Below are 20,585 nucleotides of genomic sequence, written 5' to 3'. Positions count from 1 at the left end.
TGACCCATCAATCAAATAACGATTTCATTAATTTTTTTAATACACTTGGCTTCTCTTCTTGACTTTCCGAATCATATTCTGCTTCGGAGACTCTGTCATGCTCAGAATTTGAAGCTTTTGCGTCATTGTTTTTGTTTGATTTCTTTTTAAACCATTGTTCATATGGTTTAGCTTTAGTTTCTTGAGTTTCTTCTTCATATGTTTCTTCTTCGACATTATCAACGTCATAATTATTCATTGTAACATAATCTAGTAGCTCATCAAAGTTAATTCCACTAGATATAGTAGATATACTAGAAGTAAACTCAGGTTTACGTATACCCATTTGAGATGGTGTATGTACACGTACTTTTTCATTAACCATATCTTGTAATAATTCTTTAATACCAAGTAAGTTTGAAGTACCACCTGTTACGATGAATCCACCGTTAACATTTGTAATACCCATATCTTGTAATAAATCAAATATTTCAAAGAAAATTTCTTCTACTCTTGATTCAATAATTTCACTTAATTCTTTTTGAGTGAATTGTGCATGACCATCTTCGTTAATTTGTTCAACACTAAAGACGTCTTGATCAGATGCAGAGTCGTAGAATGCATGTCCATATTGTTGTTTAATCTTCTCGGCATTGTCATATGTAGTATTTAATGATTTCGCAATATCAGTTGTTATGCTTCTACCTGCCATTTCAATCGTATCGGCATCAACTAAATTGCCTCTCTCATAAAAACCTACTTGCGTTAAATCTTCACCAATATCAATGACGCAAGCACCAAGTTCAACTTCTGTTGGAGATAATATAGATTGATAGTTATAAGCATCAGAAAATACTTCTAAAACATCTACTCCACAAGATTCAACACATTTAATGATGTTGATTAATAATGATTTTGATGTTGCGATAACACCTGCTTCTACTTTTAATGATTGTGTTGCAACCATTTCTTTAGGATCAGAAACTTCATGTAAGTCATCTACAATAAATTTCATTGGGAATACACCAATGACTTCAGTTTCCGGAACATCATTTAATTCCCTAATGCCCTCTAATACTGATTCTATATGACTGCCATTTATTTCAGTTTCTGTACCATCAAAAGGTATTTCAAATTTTTCGTCGTAAATCTCTGTATTCACGATAGGCATTTTTAAAAATACTTCTTTAATATCTATTCCAGATGCAATTGCTGCTTTTTTGATTGTATCTTTAATTGCTTGTTTAGCGATATCAAAATCATCTATACAACCATTTCTTATACCATTCGTATAAGTTTGCCCTGTACCTATCACGTTAATGCCATTATGAAATTTTTCTCCTACTATTACTTTTACACTCGATGAACCTATATCTAAACTAATATAGTAATGTTCCTCCATCGATAGGCACCTCCTCTAACACATGATAATCAAATTTAAACTATTATTAGTTTACATGATACTTGATTTAATGTGAACTAATTATAGGTTTATTTATTGATTTTTTTACTTATTCTTCTGATTTCTCAGTTGATTCTGGTTCTTCTCCAGATTTATCCAATTCTTTAGATAAATCTTGTAATGCTTGGTCTAATTTTTTCTGTTCTGTTTTAGTGCTTTCATCTTGTTTTGTTTCTTTTTCTGAACGCTCTTTTTGCTGTTCTTCCGTTTCATATGGTAAGAATGTCACACCAACTTGTAAATCTAAAAATCCAGGTGTTTTGAGCGCACCAGAATTGTCTCTCTCTAATTTATCAGAAATACTCGGATAATAGTTGATTTTATTCGCAAAAGTTTGAATATCTCCTACAACTTCCACATTATCTGTCATAAATAGTTGGATTCTATTCTGATTGTTCTCGCCAGGTTTATAATTTATTTCCGATATCATTGATTTAACTTTAGGTTTAACCTTTTTCAATTCAGGAATCATTTTATTTAACTTTTTTGAACTAAAGTCATTCAAAATCGGAACATCAATTGGTAAATCTGTTGATAAATTTTTAATTGTTTTCCCATTTTCTAATAACGGTACGTAATGTTTTTTCTCTTTAACTAATCCAATTGTTTCATACTCATTTACATTAACCGTTAAGTCATTTGGAAAATGACGTTTAATTTCAACACTTTTAACGCCTTCAATTTCTTCGATTTTCGATTTCATATCACTTACAGGGATATTGTATATTCTAGAATCTTTTTTGATATCTAAAGCTTTTTCAATATCGTTTTTAGATACGATTTCTTCACCTTTAATATCCACTTGATCAACTTTACTGATGTCTGTAAACATATACAGTAAAATCAAGATAACAAGGAGTATAACACCTATGAATACACCTAATTGAATTTGACGTCTACGTTTTCTTTTCTTCTTTAAAATTTCTAATCGTTCATCTTCCGTAGTCGTTTCAAATTGCAATATATCATCATTGTTATCAGAACTTTTATTCACGGTTGTCACTCCTTTTTTCACAATTTCTAAAATGTTGGTAAATGTTTTTGGAAACTTTCAATAAATTCGTCGCCACGAGCTTCAAATGTATCATATTGATCCCAGCTCGCACACGCTGGTGATAGTAAGACAACATCGTTAGATTGTATATAATCTTGAATCAAATTAACGGCATCTTTAACGTCATTTGCCTGCAAGACTTCTTTACCTTGACTCGCACCTAACGCTTTTAATTTATCTTTTGTTTCACCAAATGTAACCATCAAACGGACATTATCCATATAAGGTATTAAATCATCAAAGTCATTCCCTCTATCTAATCCACCACATAACCAAATGATTGGAGAATTAAATGAACTTAAGGCAAATCGTGTTGCTAAAGTATTGGTCGCTTTAGAATCATTATAATACTTGTTGCCTCTATTGTTCCCAACATATTGAAGTCTATGTTTAATACCTGAGAACGTTGTTAAAGTATGTACAACTGACTTCACGTCAACACCTGATAATAATGCAGCTAATACAGCTACAAGTACATTTTCTAAATTATGTTTACCAGGTAATACAATATCGTGCGTATTGATAATTCTTATGCCGTTATATACGACATAATCATCTTCAATATAAATGCCATTCACTTTTTGATTAGTTGAGAAATATAACATTTTAGATTTAATATCATCTGTATTAATTAAATGTCTTTGTTCATAGTTGAAAATTAAATAATCGTCTTCGGTTTGATTCTTAAAAATATTTTTCTTAGCATTCTGGTATTCTTCTAAACTACCATGATAATCTAAATGTGCTGAATAAATATTTGTAACAATCGCGATATGCGGACGATAATGTATTGTTCCTAAAAGTTGGAATGAAGATAATTCAGTAATAAGATAATCGTCTTTCGTAACCTCTTGCGCAACTTTTGATGCAACTACACCAATATTACCGGAAACTTGACCATTTACTTTACTATTACCAAACATATCACCTATTAAAGAAGTCACTGTTGTTTTACCATTTGTACCTGTAATACCGATAATAGGTGCTTCTGAAATGTAATAACTTAATTCAACTTCTGTAATGATATCCAACCCTTGATTCATCGCTTCTTGCAATAGTGGAATATTGTAAGGTATACCAGGATTTTTTACGATTAACGGTTTATTATCAAGTAATGACAATGGGTGTTCACCACTGATCACACGTATTCCTTGCTGCACTAATTCAAGTGCGTGGGGATCAGATGATAAATCTTTACCATCATTGACAGTTACATTAGCACCTAATTTATGGCATAACTTTGCACTTTCATATCCACTTTTTGCTAAACCTAAAATAAGAACAGGTTTCTCTTTTAATGCATCATATGCTTTCATATTACATTACCCCTATCCATAAACCAATTGCACCAGTAACGATACCTGTACCCCAGAATACTAATACTATTTTCCATTCACTCCAACCAACTAATTCGAAATGGTGATGCAATGGGCTCATTTTAAATATTCTTTTTCCTGTAAGCTTGAACGATGTTACTTGTAACATCACTGATAATGTTTCAATTACAAATACTAAACCGATTAATAATAATGTTATTTCTTGGTTAAGCATGATTGAAATCGTTGCGAAAATACCACCAAGCGCTAAGCTTCCAGTATCTCCCATGAACACTTTTGCTGGGTACTTGTTGTAAATTAAAAATCCAAATAAACTTGCAAGCATCACTAAACAGAATAAGCCAATTTCTGGTTTATCAAGAATAAATGATAGTGCCGCGTAAAAACCAAATGCAATGATTGATAATCCAGTTGAAAGACCATCTAATCCATCTGTTAAGTTGACAGCATTACTGAATCCAACTTGCCAAAATACTATGAATATAATATAGAAAACAGACAATGGCAATGACCAATCTGTAAACGGTATGTTAATCGCTGTTTCAAATTCATAGTTTGGTAATATAACACTTACGATATAGAATACAACGGCTATCGCAATTTGAGCTAAGAATTTTTGTTTACTTGTTAAACCTTGGTTATTTTTCTTAACGACAATAATATAATCGTCTATAAAACCAATAAGTCCAAATCCAAGTGTTACAAATAATAACAGAATGAGCGGACCTACTTGCTCAACATAAAATAACGCGATGATTGTTACAACGATTGTTGCTAATAAGAACGTTAATCCACCCATAGTTGGAGTTCCTGTTTTCTTCATATGACTCTTAGGTCCTTCTTCTCGAATACTTTGCCCAAATTTCAATTTTTTAAGTGTTGGAATTAAAACGGGTACAAGTATCAAAGTCAATAAAAACGCAATGACAGGTAGCGTAAAATTCATAATTGTTCACCTTTTCTTTTGTATATTATCTATCATCCTGTGATTTATGATTCACTAGATGTTTTTTCTTCTTTTTCATCTTTTTTATCATCTTTACTTTTGCTTTCATCTTTAGATGTTTCTTCATCATCTGGAACTTGTCCTATTGAATCATCACCATTCGGATGATTGTTAGAAAGTGTAAACTTAACTTTAGTACCAGATTTAATTGTTTGGTTCTGACTGACAGATTGCTCAGAAACATAACCAGAACCTTCTGATTCTACTTCAATACCTGTCGCTTCTTGTAATTTTAATAAGTCTCGTTTTGTCCAATTTTCAGTATCAGGCATTGTCATTTCACCGTCAGTAACAAGTAAAATTCTTTCTTTATCTTGGACATTTTTACCTTTAAGCGGTATTTGTTTCTTAATTTTATCACCTTTACCAACTACAATTGGCTCAAGTTTTTTACCTTTTATTGCATCAGTTGCTTTTTGTGTACTCATATTAACAACATCTGGTACATCTGAAGCATTCGTTTTAGCTTTGCCTTCAGTTTCTTCTACATCTAAATATTTTAATGTATTTTCCATAATCGGATTGAAACCTCTTGACACACCATATTCATAAGCCTCTAGGTCACGTTTTTGTGCAAGTGACATACCAGCATAAACAACTACTTCAGGATCTTTAGCAGGCGCATAGCCCATAAAGCTTACGAAATACGGATTTGCACCATCTACATAACCACCGTTTTTAGTATCTGGCACTTGAGCTGTACCAGTTTTACCTGCAACTCGGTATCCATCTATTTTATAGTTTGTAGCGTGACTTTCTTTACTATTTACTACTTTATCTAATTCTGTCATCGTCTTCTTGGCTGTATCTTTAGATATTGGATTACCGACTACTTTTTTCTCGCCTTTTTTAATCGTTTCGTTACTTTCTTTGTTTTGAATCGATTTTACATAATAAGGTTCGAGCATATTACCTTGATTTAAAATTGCTGTTTCAGCTTGAAGCATTTGGACTGGTGTAACAGTAGTAGACTGACCAAATGAAGATGTCTTTCTTTGAAGTTCATTATCAAATGCAATATTCCCTGGTGCTTCACTATCAAATAAACCACCTGTTTTCTTACCAAAACCAAATTTTTCATAATATGCCTTAGCTTTATCAGCGCCAACTAAATCTTGAAGTTTCATCATTAGCGTATTCGCAGAATATGTAAAACCAGTTGTCATAGGAATATTTCCCCAACCATCATCGTTCCAATCATAAATTTTAAATCCATCTATTTCTCTATGACCAGATTTAAATTTCTTGTTTGGTTCGAATTTACCTTCTTCAATTGCTGCAGCTAAACCATATGTTTTGAATGTAGAACCTGGTTCATAAGTATTTTGATATAAATCATTTGCCCATTTTTTCCCGAAGTCTTTTTTCGTATCAGGATTAAACGTAGGTCGCTGACTGTAACCTAAAATTTCACCAGTTTTTGCATCCATTACAACCGCAAATAAATCTTTAGGTTCATAGCGGTCTACCATTTCGTCAAGTGCATTTTCAACAAAGACTTGAATATTAGAGTCTAGTGTAAGATGTACATCATCACCATTTTGAGCTTTAATACTATCTTCGCTGTTCGGAACGAGCATACCCCATATATCTTGCTTATAAGAGTTTTTACCCGTTTTTCCTTTTAAATAGCTATCAAATACTTTTTCAGCACCTGATACACCTTTTAATTTGTTGGTATCTGGATCTTTATCTGCTAAACCGATAAGATGAGATGCGAAGTTACCATTAGGATAAAATCTTTTTTTCTCCGTTTCAAAAGTCAGTCCAGGTAATTTAAGCTTTTCAATTTGTGTTTTTTGTTTATAAGTTAAATCTTTACCTTTTTGACCAAACTCAACTTGAAAGGCATTTTTAGTTTTAAGTTTACTTAAAATATCATCTTCATCCATATCAAGAATTTTAGCTAATGCTTTAGCTGTTTTTTTCTTGTCTTTTACGTGTCGAGGCTTATCGCTACCTTCGCTCATTTTTTTATCTAATATTGCCACTAATTTATAACTATCTGTATCTTCGGCAAGCACTTTACCATTACGATCATAAATTTTCCCACGTTCAGGTTCTGCAACTGTTTGTCTTAAATATTTTTCACTTGCCCTGTACGCTAAATCTTCACCAGCTGAGTGACCACTGATCATTAAATACGAATATCTTACGGCCAATATAAAAAAGAGCAGTCCGAAAAAACTTACTAAGAGGACTGCTCCTATTTTATTTTTCTTTATTTTAATTTTGGGCATCACTACGCACTACCTTTACATTGTCATTATTCAACTTTAGACCGTAGTCTTCAGCTTTTTCGTAGATGCGTTCGTATGACGATTGTTTCATTGATTCCGTCTTCAAATCACTGTTTGTTGTTTGTTGTTGCTCAATTTTACTGTCTAATTCTGCGATTTGTGTCTTGTTATTATACGCATCCATTTTTAAAGATAGCATATAAATACTTATCAACGCAATCATAGTTATTAATGATATGTATACGACTTTTTCGATCCTCGATATTCCTACTACCTTGGTCTTTTTTACTTTTTTCTTTTGTGGTTCGAATTGTGGCTCTTGCCACTCATCAGGTCTATAATTCGGATATACTCTTTCTACTGCCATTCAATTGCCACTCCTCTGTTTACTTCAAAATTTCCGCAACTCTTAACTTTGCACTTCTCGCTCTATTGTTATGCTCAAGTTCTTGTTCATCAGAAATAATTGGTTTTTTGTTTACTCTTTTTAGTTTCGGCTTGTACGCTTCCGGTATAACCGGCAATCCCCTTGGTACATCTGGGCCTTTTTCATATTCTTGAAAGACTTGTTTACACAAACGATCTTCTAAAGAATGGAATGTAATAACTGAAATTCTTCCGCCAACTTTAACGTGTTGTATTGCTGCTTCAATAGATGTTTCAAATGCACCTAATTCATCATTAACTGCTATTCTAATCGCTTGGAAGACACGTTTAGCAGGGTGTCCACCCTTTCTACGTTTAGCTGCTGGAATACCTTCTTTAATTAAATCCACTAGTTCGAAAGTCGTTTCTATAGGTGCTTGTTCTCTTCTTGTTTCAATCTTTCTAGCTATTTGTTTTGAAAATTTCTCTTCACCATATCTAAAAAAGATTTTGACAAGTTGTTCATATGACCATTCATTTACCACTTCATATGCTGATAAAGATTGTGATTGATCCATTCTCATGTCTAACTTAGCATCATAATGGTAACTAAATCCTCGTTCTGGTGTGTCAAGTTGTGGACTGGATACACCAAGGTCATAAAGTACACCATCTACTTTACTAATATGTAGTTCTTCTAATATATGTTCTAAATTTCTAAAGTTGTTTTGTACAAAAATTACTTTATGCATATGGTCCTTTAAGATACCTTTAGCATGTTCAATCGCAGTTTCATCTTGATCGATTGCTATAAGTCGGCCTTGGTCATTCAATTGTTCAACTAGGTACAAACTATGACCAGCTCCACCTAATGTACAATCAACGTAAGTACCATCTGGTTTTATGTCTAATTTATCTACTGTTTCTTTCAATAGTACGGATACGTGATGAAACATTTAATTCACTCCTAAAAATCAAAGTCAATGAGATCTTCCGCAATGTCCTCAAAATTGTCTTCAGATTCATCATAAAATTCATTCCACGTAGAACGATCCCATATTTCAATTCGGTTAGAAACACCAATAACAGTACATTCTTTACTTAAATTAGCGTAACTTCTTAAATTTTGAGGGATGTTAATACGTCCTTGTTTGTCTAGTTCTACTTCAATCGCACCTGAGAAGAACATTCTCATGAATTTACGGGCATCTTTTTTTGTTATAGGTAAGGTTTTGAGTTTTTCTTCGATGCGCGCCCACTCTTCAAGTGTGTAGCCAAACAAACATTTATCTAGGCCCCTAGTGATAATAAAACGTTCGTTCAAATCATATCTGAATTTAGAAGGCACAATCATACGCCCTTTTGTATCCAATTGATGTTGATATTCACCCATGAACATTTTATCTCACCTCACCTTATTTATAATTTACCACATTCCCCCACAATCCTCCACTATTTATACAAGATTTCTTAAAATTTGTGTAAATAGTAAAAAAAACACCCAATTTACGATTTTGTAAATTGGGTGTTAATCCTTGTTATGACTATAGTTCAAGCGTTATATGTTTAAAAGTGTAACGAAGTGGTGGATAAGTGGAGGGACTGAACATAGTAATCCCAAATTGATTCATTACTTGAATAGGACTCCACACTCTTTCTTGTAATCCGTGGTGAGGATGTAATGTATGCTCCACTATTTCAAAATGTCTCATACTAATTTCATTTTCTCTTTCGATATTTAATAAATATCTATCTATTAAATATTGATATTGGTGCTGATGTATTTGATTATTTTTTTCGACTAATTTTCTGTTTTGATAATCATCGCCAATTTCTTTAATCAGTTTTTGATGAAATTGAGATTGGCTTTCTTTCATTTCTTCGATTTCTCTTAATACTTCATCAGAAGCTTTTGCTCTAATAAATTTTTCTTTATCGTTTTGAATACCATCTACTAAAACAGTATCTAAATCTAAGTTATAGTTATCGATACATTTTTTTGCTTCTTGCGTTAAATAACTAATTCGCATACGAGGTGTAACTATAGGCATTTCAATATTAAATAAATTGAATACACCTTTCAGTTCACCCCAATAAACAATTTCGCTTGGCCCACCAATGAAACTTAATGTATTAAATAAATATTCCTCCATTAGAGGTCTTGTTACGACATTATTAGAAAATCGTTCAGGATGTTCTTCTACAAGACTAAGCAATTCATCTTTTGTAAAAGTTACGTCTGTATCTTTATTTAAATAGAACTTTTCATTTTCACACATAATGAGCTGTCTTTTATCGTCATACTCATAGAATAAGTGAACATTGCCATCGGTTAAAATCATGCGCTTCTTAATAACTTCAGCAAATTGGTCTTGTGTAGTTCTAAATGCTGAATCTACCGCTTCATGATTTTCAATAATTTCCTTGAAGAATGGTACTTCTAATGTTCTTAGTTCTGGATCATTTGCATCAATTAATAACAAACCATATTCTTTAAATACTTCATGTGTCATAACCTTAAAAATTTCACTCCATGATTCAGAAGACTCGATTGCTTTATGAATCAATAATTGAATATCTTTAGAGTGAACAGTCTCCCCGATAGAACTGAACATGTCGTTTAAAGCATCTTTGATCAATGCTTTATCAAAATGATAATGAGAAACACTCTTTTCTGGTGGTTCTAACGTACTATATTTTACTTTATTTAACTGTCTTGAAATACGATCATACGCATATGTATGATTCACTTCATCAAAATCATGATCTTCGCCTGCTATCCAAAAAACAGGAATGACTGGCGTATTTAATTTTTCACTTTGTTCGTTTGCTAAAACGATAATCGAAATGATTTTATGGAATGTATATAAAGGACCAGTAAAGAGTCCGGCTTGTTGACCACCTATAATGACTTTGTGACCATGTTTTAAATTTTCAATATTTTCAAGTTGTTTATCTGTTAAATTTAATTGAGACATATAATTAAATATGACTTTTGAAAGTGCTTCTTCTCTGCCATTAGCTGATAAATTCGAACGTTTTTCGAATTCAGATTGGTCTCCTGGTTTATATCCATAAAAGTTTATAATTTCAGTATTATGATTTGTATATCTCTCTATAAAACTATTTTGTTGATCAATTACAGTCTTCTTACAGTCCATACGAGTCTTTCTCCTTCGAAATTAATTACTATCAATAGTATAAAGATTGTAGATAAATAAAACAATCTAACGGCTTATAATTTAAAATTTTATTCAAATGAAGTATAATTAAGGAAAGAACAAGGGGGATTATCATGGCTAAAGTAGAACATTTACAAATTAATTACAAAACTGAAGAAGCATTCGAACAATTTCGTAACTTCGGAAACGAAGGTTTATATATGGTTGAAGAATTAAAAGGAAAAATGATCGATGCTAGTTCAGATTCACCATTTTACGGTATTTATGTTGGCGACAAATTAGTTGCAAGAATGTGTTTATTTAAACAAGATGAAGTAGAAAAAACATACTTCCCAGCATTTTATGATTACCACATTTTATGGAAATTAGAAGTATTAAGAGATTATCAAGATAGAGGATACGGCAAACAATTATTAGATTATGCTAAAAGCTTCGATTTACCAATCAAATGTATTGCCCGTAATCAATCCAAAGATTTCTTCTTAAATCACGGTTTCCAAGATATCGAGCAACAAAATCAATCCGGTGAAGACATTGTTATATGGACACCAGATAAATAAAATACTAAAAGTCCCGTAGAGTCTGTGCTCTACGGGACTTTTAGTATTTTATATTCCCCACAATGTGTAGGAAGTAACTGCCAATAATAATATAATTATGATTAGTGCATGCGTCTTTTTAAACATATAAATGATTGCTAAATATTCTCTAATGTATGCATTTGGATAGAAATAAGATTTCGATGATCCACCCGTAACGCTTGCGTTCATTTTAACTTTCTTGGATAAAAATGCTGCTCTTAAAATATGAAAATGATTAGAAACAATTGTTGCAAGTGCATGTTTTTTATAAGTGTCCATTTTCTTCATAGAGAACACTAAATTTTCTTCTGTGTTAGTAGATTTGTCTTCCATTATAATTTCTTCATTACGTATACCTTGTTCCACTAAATATCGTCTCATCGCTTCAGCTTCACTGATTGCTTCATCCGAACCTTGACCACCACTTACAATCATTTTAGTATCTAAACTTTTTCGTTTTAATTTAATCGCTTTATCTAATCTCGCTTTCAAAAGTGGTGTTACTCTTTCGCCTATAATCCCTGCACCTAATACGATAATAAAATCTTGTTTCTTTCTTTTTGAAATACCACTTACAATCCAAGCATATAAGTTATGCAATATAAATATTAAATTTAAATAGTAAAACAAAGTTGAAATGGCAATTAATATTAATCCGTTCCATAATTCTACTAATAGATATGGTTTAAAAATAATGATTAAAAAATTAATTAAGATGAAAGAACCGTAACCAATGACAATCATGTTTGTTACAATTTTTCCTTCATTTGCTATTCGTTTTCTAGTATTTAATAAGGCTAAGAGCATTACCACAATAACAATTAAACAGTAAATAATATTAGCTATGATTATATAATTAATATTTAGATTTAAACCCAATGCTGGCACAATGATTTCAATCAATATCGTACTCATTAAACTGATAATGAATAGTCCTAATAAGAAGACATTTTTATATTGTCTAAAATCCACTATATAACTAATTATAAATAAAATTAAAAATGCTAACGTAACAAACATCATCGTCACCTCCTAGCCTATTATTTTCACAATCAAAGTATATCATCATAACCGACAAGATACACATAAAATTATTTTCAGAATTTTCAAAATAAATATTGAATTAGGTCAATATAGCTGATATACTATTTCACATTACTTACTTAAATATAGGAGGCAATTTATATGGAATATCAATCATCAAGTAGTCAAACAATGGACGAATGTGGATCCACTTTTGGTAACAAAATGTTAACAATGTCGTATCAAGCATCAAAAGGATGGTCTTCTCCTATCATTAAAGATTATGCACCTATCACTATTTCTCCAAGTGCACAATGTCTTCATTATGGTCAAACAGTTTTTGAAGATATGATTGCCTATCAAATCAATGACAATATTCATACCTTTAAACCTTTCGAACACTTTGAAAAGTTCAATCAATCATTGAACCGAATCGAAATGCCAGCTATAAATAAAAACGCATTACTTTTCGGTATCCAACACCTTATTAATCAAGAACGTCAACTATTCGATTTACATGAACATCACCCTGTTAACATTAGAACAGTTATGTTTGCATCAGAGAATAAATTAGGTGTTAGTAAATCTGATACATATGAACTCATTACGTTCTTATCTCCACTACCTAAAAAGCTGAATTGCCAAACACCAGAACTTATAAAAGCACACGTAGAAGATGAATATGTTAAATCTGTTACAGGTGGTGCTGGTTTTACACAATTTGGTGGTAACTACGCCGCTTCTTACGCTGCAAAATCTAAAGCAGCTCAATTTGGATACGACCATGTACTATGGCTAGATGGAACAGGGAGATCTTATATAGAAGAATTAAATAATATGAACATTTTCTTTGTTATCAATCATACACTGATTACGCCAGCTTTAGATGGTATTACAGTACCAGGTGTAACTCGACAATCAGTTATTGATTTAGCAAAAGAATTAGGCTATCAAATAGAAGAAAGACAAATTAGCATTGAAGAAATTCTTCAATCATATAAAGATGGATTATTAACAGAAGTATTTAGTACGAGTACTTTGAATGCCATCACTCCTGTTTGTGAAATCAAATATAAAGACAATATTTTAACAATTCATAACAATAAAATCGGACCTATTACACAACATTTATTTACAACTTATACATTTATTCAGCAAGGTAAGCTTCCTGATATACATCAATGGAACTATACAATAGAACGAGAACCAATTGAAATGTAATAGCTGTAAAAGACTGGCACAAAAATGTACCAGTCTTTTTTATATGGAAAAATCAAGGTGAACGTGAGGTTCTATATTGCTTGTTTGTGGTGTCTTGCAATATTCGGTGCTTCTATGTTGCTAGTCAGCCTCGTCTTACAATATTGGTAATGTCTATTTATCTTGTTTGCTCTGTCTTGATAAATTCGAGGCGCCTATTTATCTTGTTTCACCAGTCTTGATAAATACAAGGTCCTCAATATTGCTTGTCACGCCTCACTTGCAATATTCAGACCCCTATTTCTGAAAATATGGAAAAGAGTCTAGAACATTTCTGTCCCAGACCCATTTTTAAATTATTTCTCTTTCACTTCTTTAATGACTAAATTATCTAATACGAAATCTTTTGTCCCTTCAAAGTTCACTTGACCTTCATTTTTAACACCTTTATTGTCTGCCTTTTTATCTGTTGATGCTATGCCAATCCATGTTTGACCATTTTTATGACCTTTAATTTTTGTTTTAAATTGACGATGTTTCTTACTTTCTACAGTACCTTTCAATGGTGTTTCTTTGTATTTTTGATTATCAATACTGTCGCTACCTGTAGCAAAAGCATATGTGTCATCAGATCCTGCTTCATAATCAAACGAAACTTCATATGTCTTATTTGGTTCAAATCTAAAGTTTTGCGGTATCGTTTGATAAGCAAGTTTATTCTTTTCTACTTGACCATTAATTTTTAATGACCATGTACCGTCGATAACATCACTTATACGTTTATTATTCCATCCGCGTTGTGTATATGGGGCATGTTTTTCAGATAAGTGTGTTCTATTATCTTCTACGCCTTCAATATCAGACACAACAAATGGGAATATGCCTTGAGGTACTTTTTCGAAATTTTGTTTAAACACTTTATCTTGTGAATATAATTGTTGATCATTTACGAAAATTCGAATGTCATCAAAATAAGTGAGACCTTCGCCTTTATCTCTAGAAATTGTTAAAATTGCTTTACCATTTTTAGGTGCTTTAAAGTGCACATACATATTTTGGAAGTAACTATCGTTACCTTTAGTTGCTGATTCTTTAGTTGTATTATGAGCGTTAGCTTTAACATAATTTTTAGCAATGGATTTAGTAGTATAATTTTGATGTGTTGTACCATCTGCATCTACTCTAATACGTGCTTTATGATCACTTCGATTATCCACACCTACATATACTGCATATTGTTTACCTGGTTTCAAATCTGTTAATTTTTGTTTCAATTCAACATTTTTCTTCGGATTGTTAATCGTTAACATATTGTCGCTACTGTTTGATTTCGTAATAGAAACATCTTTTTTAGATCCTTTAATTTTCCAATCTTTAAGATTTTCTGCATTAAATCCTGGATCTTTAATGTGCATATCTTCTCCGTATTTCACTTTCTCTTTATGTTGTTTTGATTTATACAATACATATGGTGTATTCGCTTTGACATTGCTTAAGGTAACTTTACCATCTTTAACACGAACATTATCAACATATTGGCGACCATGCTCAGTTAATTGGTATAATTTTAAATGCTTACTGTTCCAACCTTTTGGTAATTCCCAAGTTGATTCTCCACCATCTTCATTATAATGATAAAGTTTTTGTTTCTTACTGCTTAATTGCTTACCATTTTCATCCCAGTTCCACGGAATTAAATATTTATTGCCATCCAATATTTTTTGACCATTTAATGTGATCGTTCTAGATCTATAATTTTCTTTATCATTTTCATAATCATTAGATTTACGCTTAATAACTACTTTGTCTTTACCATTTTTTAATTGGATTTCCATTTCAGGTGTCCAATCAACAGTTTGGTCATTTGCTGTCATTTTGACTGGCTTGCCATCTACCCACTTCGTAACTTCAAAGTGCTGTAGGTATTTCGTAGATAAATTTGTTTTAAAAATATTATTAATGTATTCATCAAAGTTGTTTCTACCTTGCCAACCTTCAAAGTCTTTCATATCATATCCACCGAGTAATGGATAATCAGCTGCACCTGAATAAGTTTGGTAATTACCTACCCAAGAGTCTTTCTCGTGGTTTCGAATAAATCTTGCGACTTTTGAATTAATACCTTTGTTTTCATAACCACCATAAGTTAAATCTGCAGCCCAATGTTGGAATGTTGAATCATATTCCATACCGTGCCCCCATTCAACAGCCACTCTCCAACCTAAATCTTGAATTTCTTTTGCTAATTGATGGGACATCCAAGCTTGGTTATCACCTGATTGACCATTGCCCCATACATCTACATAAATAAAGTTTAAATCTTTACCTACTTTATCTTTAAAAGCCTTTAATCGATCTTTTCTACCATGCAACATATCATATTTTGCATCAATGTTAATACCTTGATCTAACCAATTCCAACCATAATTATACGTACCGTCTTCATTTTTTCTTAAACGGTCAGGATTAAATGCTTTAGACTCTGGATATGTTTCACTCGCATTAATATGTACACCAAACTTTGCACCATATTTCTTACCGTTCTTAAGTAATTTCTTCATATCTTCAGCGCCACCGATACGTTGACCAATATTATCATAATCAAGATGACCAGAATCGTGACCCTCATTACCATATCCTTTTAATATAATTGACTGACCTAATCCATCTGTATTTAAATTAACTTTTTTAACACCATCAAGCGATTTTAAGAATGGATTTTGTGCTTGTGAACCGAAATTCATTGCGATACGGTGTGCAACTAAATCTGGTACAGATTCTGAACCTGTCGGATGATTCATGATAGCTCTATATGCAATAGCACCATCTTGCCAGTCTGTTTTTCCATCACCATTTTCATCATCCGTTATAACAACTTTTGTTTTTGGCATTAAATGTTGTTCTTTAGCATTTTCATAACTTTGACCCGGCTGCAATATCCATTTAGAACTAGATAAACCGACATATTTATCTTTATCTACTTGTTTAGAAGTCGCATTTATTCTCGTATAATCAAGCTCTCCTGTTCCTTCAGAATGTTGTGAATTACTCCAAACACCTGCACTCGTCTTATCGTTTGAAACAAAACCATACATCATTGGATAATTAAAATCATCTTCAATATCTTTATTGACTTTAAAGTTTTTGTCGCCACTTTTCATCGTATTTGTAGACATACGTGTTGTTTGTAAGTTAGCATTTTTCTGTTTAGAATTCACAGAAACTAATGAATGATTAGGTATCTCAAAATCTTTTATAACAGTATCATCACTTTTACCATCCAACTTATTTTGGTAATCCTTCATATCAAAATGCAATTGGTTATCTTTAACTTTCATCTCAATTGTAAATTCAGCATCTATTTTTTTATCCTTATTAGAAGCAATTAATTGATATTGAGCTGCATGCGCATTAATTTTTTTATACTTAACTTTCGGTTGAACCGATTTACCATTCACTTTAATCGTCTTAATCTCTTTAACTTGGCCATCCATCTTTTTACCATTTTTCAAAGTATATTCAATAGCCCTTGGAAACGATTTATCAACCTTCACTTTCATCTTATTACTCTTTAATACGTCCCCTTTGACTTTTGCTTCTACATGATGATTCATCAGTGTTAATAAACTTAACAACATAACTGAAACAATTGAAACGACAAACAGTTTTTTCCTCCATACAAATGTTTTATTACTTAAATTCAAATTAAACACCCCTTATTAAAATTTGAAAACTTACATTAATTGTAGACTTTTATCTTATGATAGTCTAGCGTTTTTGTTCTATATTGTTTGATTTCACTTTCTATTTTGTTCATATAAACAAAAAGAACGAAATGATGAGATTCATCATTTCGTTCACATTTCATACTATTTATTTATAATTTTTAATTACTCTAACAATCAGTGCAATCATAGGAAAAATCATTAAAACAAGAACAATATAATATAAATTAACAATACTATTCTCCCATGTAATAGGCACAATCACACCAAGCGCCATAATAAGCACTAAAATGATAATATTTACAAACATGCATACTAACAGATCACGAAAACTTGATTTATTTTTGTAATCGAATGTTTGCTTCCAAAAATTTATATATGTCATAAGCAACCCTCCATTCCATTTACAGAATATACCAAAAATATCAATTAATATCAATTGTTTTTTTAGTGGATTATTAAAAATAATTAGAACATAATTTGTTATAAATTGCTCAAATAAGTTAAACTTAATCTACTATCAAGAATGAGGTGGCATATTATGAATTTAAGACATATTCAAGTTGAAGATTATAAAACAATGCGCAAACAATTTAGTTGCAGCCTATGCTGGATCGCCTTGGTTTAATAAATGGACTGAACAAGAAGCTAAACTCAGAATTGAAGCTACAATGAGTGGATTTAATTCTAGAGGATTTGTTATCGAAGATGAAAATAAAATTATAGCAATGTGTTTAGGTCGTATAGACTATTATTTTAATGGTTTTAATCAATTCTGTATCGATGAATTTAATGTCATTCCCAACCTACAAGGGTCCGGTATAGGTAAACAATTAATGAACTTTGTCAAAGATGAATTAAAAAATGAGAACATAAATAATATGTTCCTAATAACGGGCGGAGAATTAGCAGCCAATTTTTATACTAAAAATAATTTCAAAGTAACAAATGAAGGTTATATGATGGAACTTGAATTTTGATTAATATAAAATTAATCCTCCTCAACTATTTCCAATCTCTATTCCATAATCATCACTGTTACTCATTTAAAAACGCAACTAATAACTGCGTGATTTTTAATATTTAGCGTTTTAAAATTAAAAGTATGGAGGTGGTCAACATCGATACAGGTCAAATAATAAAAAATTTAAGAAAAAGTAAAAACTGGAGCCAAGATCAATTAGCTGAAACACTCCATGTCTCAAGACAAAGTATTTCAAAATGGGAATTAAATCAAGGTTACCCAGATATAGATAATTTGACTCAATTATCTAAGATTTTTGATGTTTCACTTGAATATCTTTTAATTAAGAACAAACAAATAAAAAATGAGGAGAGTCTTTCAATGAATAGAGAATGGGGAACTGTAGAAATAGCAGAACAATGGGTGCAATTTTCAAATGATAAAAATATAGAAGCTTTAAAAAAAAGTAACTTCTGAAGAATTAAAAGTTCAAGGACCTAAAGGGGAAAATATATTAAAACTTGATGATATAAAAAATTGGCTTGAAAGAGCTAATTTACAATTAGCGACTTTCGAAAGATATTTAAAGGATGACAAAATCATAATGGGTCAACATGGTACATGGATGAATCCAGACAATACGATTAAAGGTCAACAAAACGTCTATACTCTACTAATAGTAGAAAACAAAAAAGTTAAAGAATTAGCAAGATTTAACACTAAAGAAGAAGCTTTTAGTGTTTCAAATATAAATGAAAGTGATAAAATTTTATAATCCTTTTAAATATTGATAAAAATAACCCACTTTAATTAGTGGGTTTATTGATTAATATAGACCAAAAATTCTACCTACTAAGCCTATAAAAAGTGATCAACATGTTAATGAAGTACCAATTAACCATCTCTTTGTGCTTTTAGCATCTTTAGAAATTTCCACCATAAAATACGCACATAAATCCCCCACTAATGAGAGGTGTGATAGAACGAGTAATACTGCGCTTTATATGTATTATATGTAATAAATAAAAACTTGCCAATTATGTATAACTATTATTTTTTTCATTTTTTATATTTTTACTACAAGAAAGTAAAATTCCTATAGCGAAACTAATACTCAAAAACGATGATCCTCCATAACTTAGTAATGGCAATGTAACACCAGTTAAAGGAATTAGGCCAGATATACCTGCTAAGTTAATAAAGACTTGAAGAATAATGTAACTCGAAATGCCTATGCATATCATTTTGTAAAAATTATTATTTGTTTTATTAGCATATATAAGTGCTTTAAATGTTAAAAAACCATACATTAAAATAATGATTAAGACACCTATCAAACCTAGTTCCTCAGCAATAACCGCAAATATAAAATCTGTATGTGGTTCCGGTAAATATCCTAATTTCATAATACCGTTACCTAAGCCTTTTCCAAATATTCCTCCATTTCCAATAGCTAATAGAGAATTCGACAATTGATACCCATCACCATTTTCATATTTGAAAGGAGCTGTTAAAACTTTTATTCTTTTTAATCTATAAATATTACTTGTATCAAAAATTAATGTGTACAATATGTATATAAATAAGGGTGTAGCTGTAATCGTTAGTATTTGTAATTTAATCTTATTTTTTATATCAGAATAAAGCAACATAAATGCTATTATTCCAGCGTTTAAAAGCGCTCCCCCTAAATCACCCTGAACTAATATTAAAAGTATACCTAAACCTAATAGTAATAAAGGTGGGATTAGTGATTTCAAATTATAACTACTTTCATTTTTTAACCTGCGATCTAATATATATGACAAATAAAGAATAGAAGATATTTTTAATAATTCAGATGATTGAATACTAAATATACCTAAATTCAGCCAATTTTTAGAACCATTTATTTCACTTCCAAATAACAATGTGACTATTAGTAATAATAATACACCAATTAAGATTAACTGCTGTATATTTTTCTTTTTAAATATATCTATATTAAAAGAGTTACTCATCAATACTACAATAAAGCTACCTATCATAAAATATAAACTTTGTCTTATTACAAAGTGTTTATCACTAATGCTTATACCATTTGTTAATGCCCCATTGTATGCAGAAATCATACTGGCACTATAAATCATAATAATCCCTATTATCGAGAGTATGAAATACGTATACAAGATTCCCTTATCTCCATTTTTTCTCACTCTCCACATAATACTCACCTTTCATTTCATAATTAACATTCTAACTATTTTCTATATTTTTATCAACCTATTTTTAGGTAAACCTAAAAATAAATACAATAATATTAAAAAATATTTAAGGAATTTCATGAAATTGATTCTTTCATAATGAACTATTAAATAAAAGCAGTTTAACTTGATTAAATAAAAAAAGGTGACTGTCTGTAACAGCCATCTCATATAACCTTCTAACCACTTCCGCCTAATTAAATTATAGCAAATAAATAACATC

The 20,585-nt window shown here is 31.1% G+C and carries 18 protein-coding genes; 5 read left to right on the top strand and 13 right to left on the bottom strand.

Annotated elements, in window-relative coordinates:
• Window positions 1-7: 7 nt before the first annotated feature.
• The 9 genes from ftsA to bshC form a co-directional block, all read right to left on the bottom strand.
• The gene (gene ftsA, locus CD035_RS04390) at window positions 8-1,381 is read right to left on the bottom strand and encodes a cell division protein FtsA (RefSeq protein WP_048542432.1); all 1,374 of its coding nucleotides are present in this window, start codon (window positions 1,379-1,381) and stop codon (window positions 8-10) included.
• A gap of 109 nt (window positions 1,382-1,490) precedes the next feature.
• Window positions 1,491-2,435 carry a cell division protein FtsQ/DivIB gene (locus CD035_RS04385; RefSeq protein WP_075577847.1) on the bottom strand — a complete coding sequence of 315 codons (945 nt, stop codon included), beginning with the start codon at window positions 2,433-2,435 and terminating at the stop codon, window positions 1,491-1,493.
• Between the two features lie 26 nt (window positions 2,436-2,461).
• Complete coding sequence (gene murD, locus CD035_RS04380; RefSeq protein WP_048542430.1) at window positions 2,462-3,811, bottom strand: UDP-N-acetylmuramoyl-L-alanine--D-glutamate ligase; 1,350 nt, start codon at window positions 3,809-3,811, stop codon at window positions 2,462-2,464.
• Between the two features lies 1 nt (window position 3,812).
• Entirely contained in the window at window positions 3,813-4,778 is a 966-nt protein-coding gene (gene mraY / locus CD035_RS04375; protein WP_048542428.1) for a phospho-N-acetylmuramoyl-pentapeptide-transferase, read from the bottom strand.
• Window positions 4,779-4,822: 44 nt separating this feature from the next.
• Window positions 4,823-7,078: a penicillin-binding protein gene (locus CD035_RS04370; RefSeq protein ID WP_048542426.1), complete on the bottom strand. Its 2,256-nt coding sequence runs from the start codon at window positions 7,076-7,078 to the stop codon at window positions 4,823-4,825.
• A complete protein-coding gene (gene ftsL / locus CD035_RS04365) occupies window positions 7,065-7,445 on the bottom strand; it encodes a cell division protein FtsL (protein ID WP_048542424.1) in 381 nt (126 codons plus the stop codon). Before ftsL ends, CD035_RS04370 begins: the two co-directional genes overlap by 14 nt.
• Window positions 7,446-7,464: 19 nt before the next feature.
• The gene (gene rsmH, locus CD035_RS04360; protein WP_048542422.1) at window positions 7,465-8,400 is read right to left on the bottom strand and encodes a 16S rRNA (cytosine(1402)-N(4))-methyltransferase RsmH; all 936 of its coding nucleotides are present in this window, start codon (window positions 8,398-8,400) and stop codon (window positions 7,465-7,467) included.
• Window positions 8,401-8,411: 11 nt separating this feature from the next.
• Window positions 8,412-8,843 (bottom strand): division/cell wall cluster transcriptional repressor MraZ, encoded by a 432-nt coding sequence (gene mraZ / locus CD035_RS04355; RefSeq protein WP_048542420.1) that lies wholly within the window; start codon window positions 8,841-8,843, stop codon window positions 8,412-8,414.
• A gap of 145 nt (window positions 8,844-8,988) precedes the next feature.
• Window positions 8,989-10,605, bottom strand: coding sequence for a bacillithiol biosynthesis cysteine-adding enzyme BshC (gene bshC, locus CD035_RS04350; protein ID WP_048542418.1), 1,617 nt, complete (start codon window positions 10,603-10,605; stop codon window positions 8,989-8,991).
• Between the two features lie 134 nt (window positions 10,606-10,739).
• Between bshC and CD035_RS04345 the strand changes: the two genes are divergently transcribed.
• On the top strand, window positions 10,740-11,186 hold the full coding sequence (locus tag CD035_RS04345) for an N-acetyltransferase (protein WP_048542415.1): 447 nt from the start codon (window positions 10,740-10,742) through the stop codon (window positions 11,184-11,186).
• Window positions 11,187-11,234: 48 nt separating this feature from the next.
• Here the strand turns inward: CD035_RS04345 and CD035_RS04340 are convergent, their stop codons facing one another.
• Window positions 11,235-12,230: a YdcF family protein gene (locus CD035_RS04340; protein ID WP_229412510.1), complete on the bottom strand. Its 996-nt coding sequence runs from the start codon at window positions 12,228-12,230 to the stop codon at window positions 11,235-11,237.
• 162 nt (window positions 12,231-12,392) lie between these two features.
• Here CD035_RS04340 and CD035_RS04335 point away from each other — a divergent pair, with 162 nt between their 5' ends.
• A complete protein-coding gene (locus tag CD035_RS04335) occupies window positions 12,393-13,451 on the top strand; it encodes an aminotransferase class IV (protein ID WP_048542411.1) in 1,059 nt (352 codons plus the stop codon).
• Between the two features lie 335 nt (window positions 13,452-13,786).
• Here CD035_RS04335 and CD035_RS04330 read toward each other — a convergent pair whose 3' ends face one another.
• Together CD035_RS04330 and CD035_RS04325 are read right to left on the bottom strand one after the other, a co-directional pair.
• Window positions 13,787-17,134 carry an endo-alpha-N-acetylgalactosaminidase family protein gene (locus tag CD035_RS04330; protein WP_053076883.1) on the bottom strand — a complete coding sequence of 1,116 codons (3,348 nt, stop codon included), beginning with the start codon at window positions 17,132-17,134 and terminating at the stop codon, window positions 13,787-13,789.
• 169 nt (window positions 17,135-17,303) lie between these two features.
• Window positions 17,304-17,540, bottom strand: a complete 237-nt coding sequence (locus CD035_RS04325; RefSeq protein WP_037559882.1) for a hypothetical protein — start codon at window positions 17,538-17,540, stop codon at window positions 17,304-17,306.
• A gap of 178 nt (window positions 17,541-17,718) precedes the next feature.
• On the opposite strand from CD035_RS04325, the gene CD035_RS04320 reads away from it, so the two are divergent.
• From CD035_RS04320 to CD035_RS13890, 3 genes are all read left to right on the top strand, one after another.
• Window positions 17,719-18,135 (top strand): GNAT family N-acetyltransferase, encoded by a 417-nt coding sequence (locus CD035_RS04320; protein WP_229412509.1) that lies wholly within the window; start codon window positions 17,719-17,721, stop codon window positions 18,133-18,135.
• Window positions 18,136-18,266: 131 nt separating this feature from the next.
• A complete protein-coding gene (locus CD035_RS04315; RefSeq protein ID WP_053076882.1) occupies window positions 18,267-18,596 on the top strand; it encodes a helix-turn-helix domain-containing protein in 330 nt (109 codons plus the stop codon).
• A gap of 127 nt (window positions 18,597-18,723) precedes the next feature.
• Entirely contained in the window at window positions 18,724-18,894 is a 171-nt protein-coding gene (locus tag CD035_RS13890) for a hypothetical protein (RefSeq protein WP_155403653.1), read from the top strand.
• A 262-nt stretch (window positions 18,895-19,156) separates the two neighbouring features.
• Here CD035_RS13890 and CD035_RS04310 read toward each other — a convergent pair whose 3' ends face one another.
• Window positions 19,157-20,323 carry an FtsW/RodA/SpoVE family cell cycle protein gene (locus CD035_RS04310; RefSeq protein ID WP_048542409.1) on the bottom strand — a complete coding sequence of 389 codons (1,167 nt, stop codon included), beginning with the start codon at window positions 20,321-20,323 and terminating at the stop codon, window positions 19,157-19,159.
• Window positions 20,324-20,585 lie beyond the last annotated feature (262 nt).

The organism is Mammaliicoccus sciuri, assembly GCF_002901825.1.
Classification (GTDB): Bacteria; Bacillota; Bacilli; order Staphylococcales; family Staphylococcaceae; genus Mammaliicoccus; species Mammaliicoccus sciuri.
The sequence above is the reverse complement of the archived record's forward strand: the minus strand, read 5'-3'. Positions and strand labels throughout refer to the sequence as shown.

Coding starts and splice junctions, on each gene's coding strand:
- ftsA (WP_048542432.1), bottom strand. CDS start 1,381: ATGGAGGAACATTACTATATTAGTTTAGATATAGGTTCATCGAGTGTA.
- murD (WP_048542430.1), bottom strand. CDS start 3,811: ATGAAAGCATATGATGCATTAAAAGAGAAACCTGTTCTTATTTTAGGT.
- mraY (WP_048542428.1), bottom strand. CDS start 4,778: ATGAATTTTACGCTACCTGTCATTGCGTTTTTATTGACTTTGATACTT.
- CD035_RS04370 (WP_048542426.1), bottom strand. CDS start 7,078: ATGCCCAAAATTAAAATAAAGAAAAATAAAATAGGAGCAGTCCTCTTA.
- ftsL (WP_048542424.1), bottom strand. CDS start 7,445: ATGGCAGTAGAAAGAGTATATCCGAATTATAGACCTGATGAGTGGCAA.
- rsmH (WP_048542422.1), bottom strand. CDS start 8,400: ATGTTTCATCACGTATCCGTACTATTGAAAGAAACAGTAGATAAATTA.
- mraZ (WP_048542420.1), bottom strand. CDS start 8,843: ATGTTCATGGGTGAATATCAACATCAATTGGATACAAAAGGGCGTATG.
- bshC (WP_048542418.1), bottom strand. CDS start 10,605: ATGGACTGTAAGAAGACTGTAATTGATCAACAAAATAGTTTTATAGAG.
- CD035_RS04345 (WP_048542415.1), top strand. CDS start 10,740: ATGGCTAAAGTAGAACATTTACAAATTAATTACAAAACTGAAGAAGCA.
- CD035_RS04340 (WP_229412510.1), bottom strand. CDS start 12,230: ATGATGTTTGTTACGTTAGCATTTTTAATTTTATTTATAATTAGTTAT.
- CD035_RS04335 (WP_048542411.1), top strand. CDS start 12,393: ATGGAATATCAATCATCAAGTAGTCAAACAATGGACGAATGTGGATCC.
- CD035_RS04325 (WP_037559882.1), bottom strand. CDS start 17,540: ATGACATATATAAATTTTTGGAAGCAAACATTCGATTACAAAAATAAA.
- CD035_RS13890 (WP_155403653.1), top strand. CDS start 18,724: ATGGGTCAACATGGTACATGGATGAATCCAGACAATACGATTAAAGGT.
- CD035_RS04310 (WP_048542409.1), bottom strand. CDS start 20,323: ATGTGGAGAGTGAGAAAAAATGGAGATAAGGGAATCTTGTATACGTAT.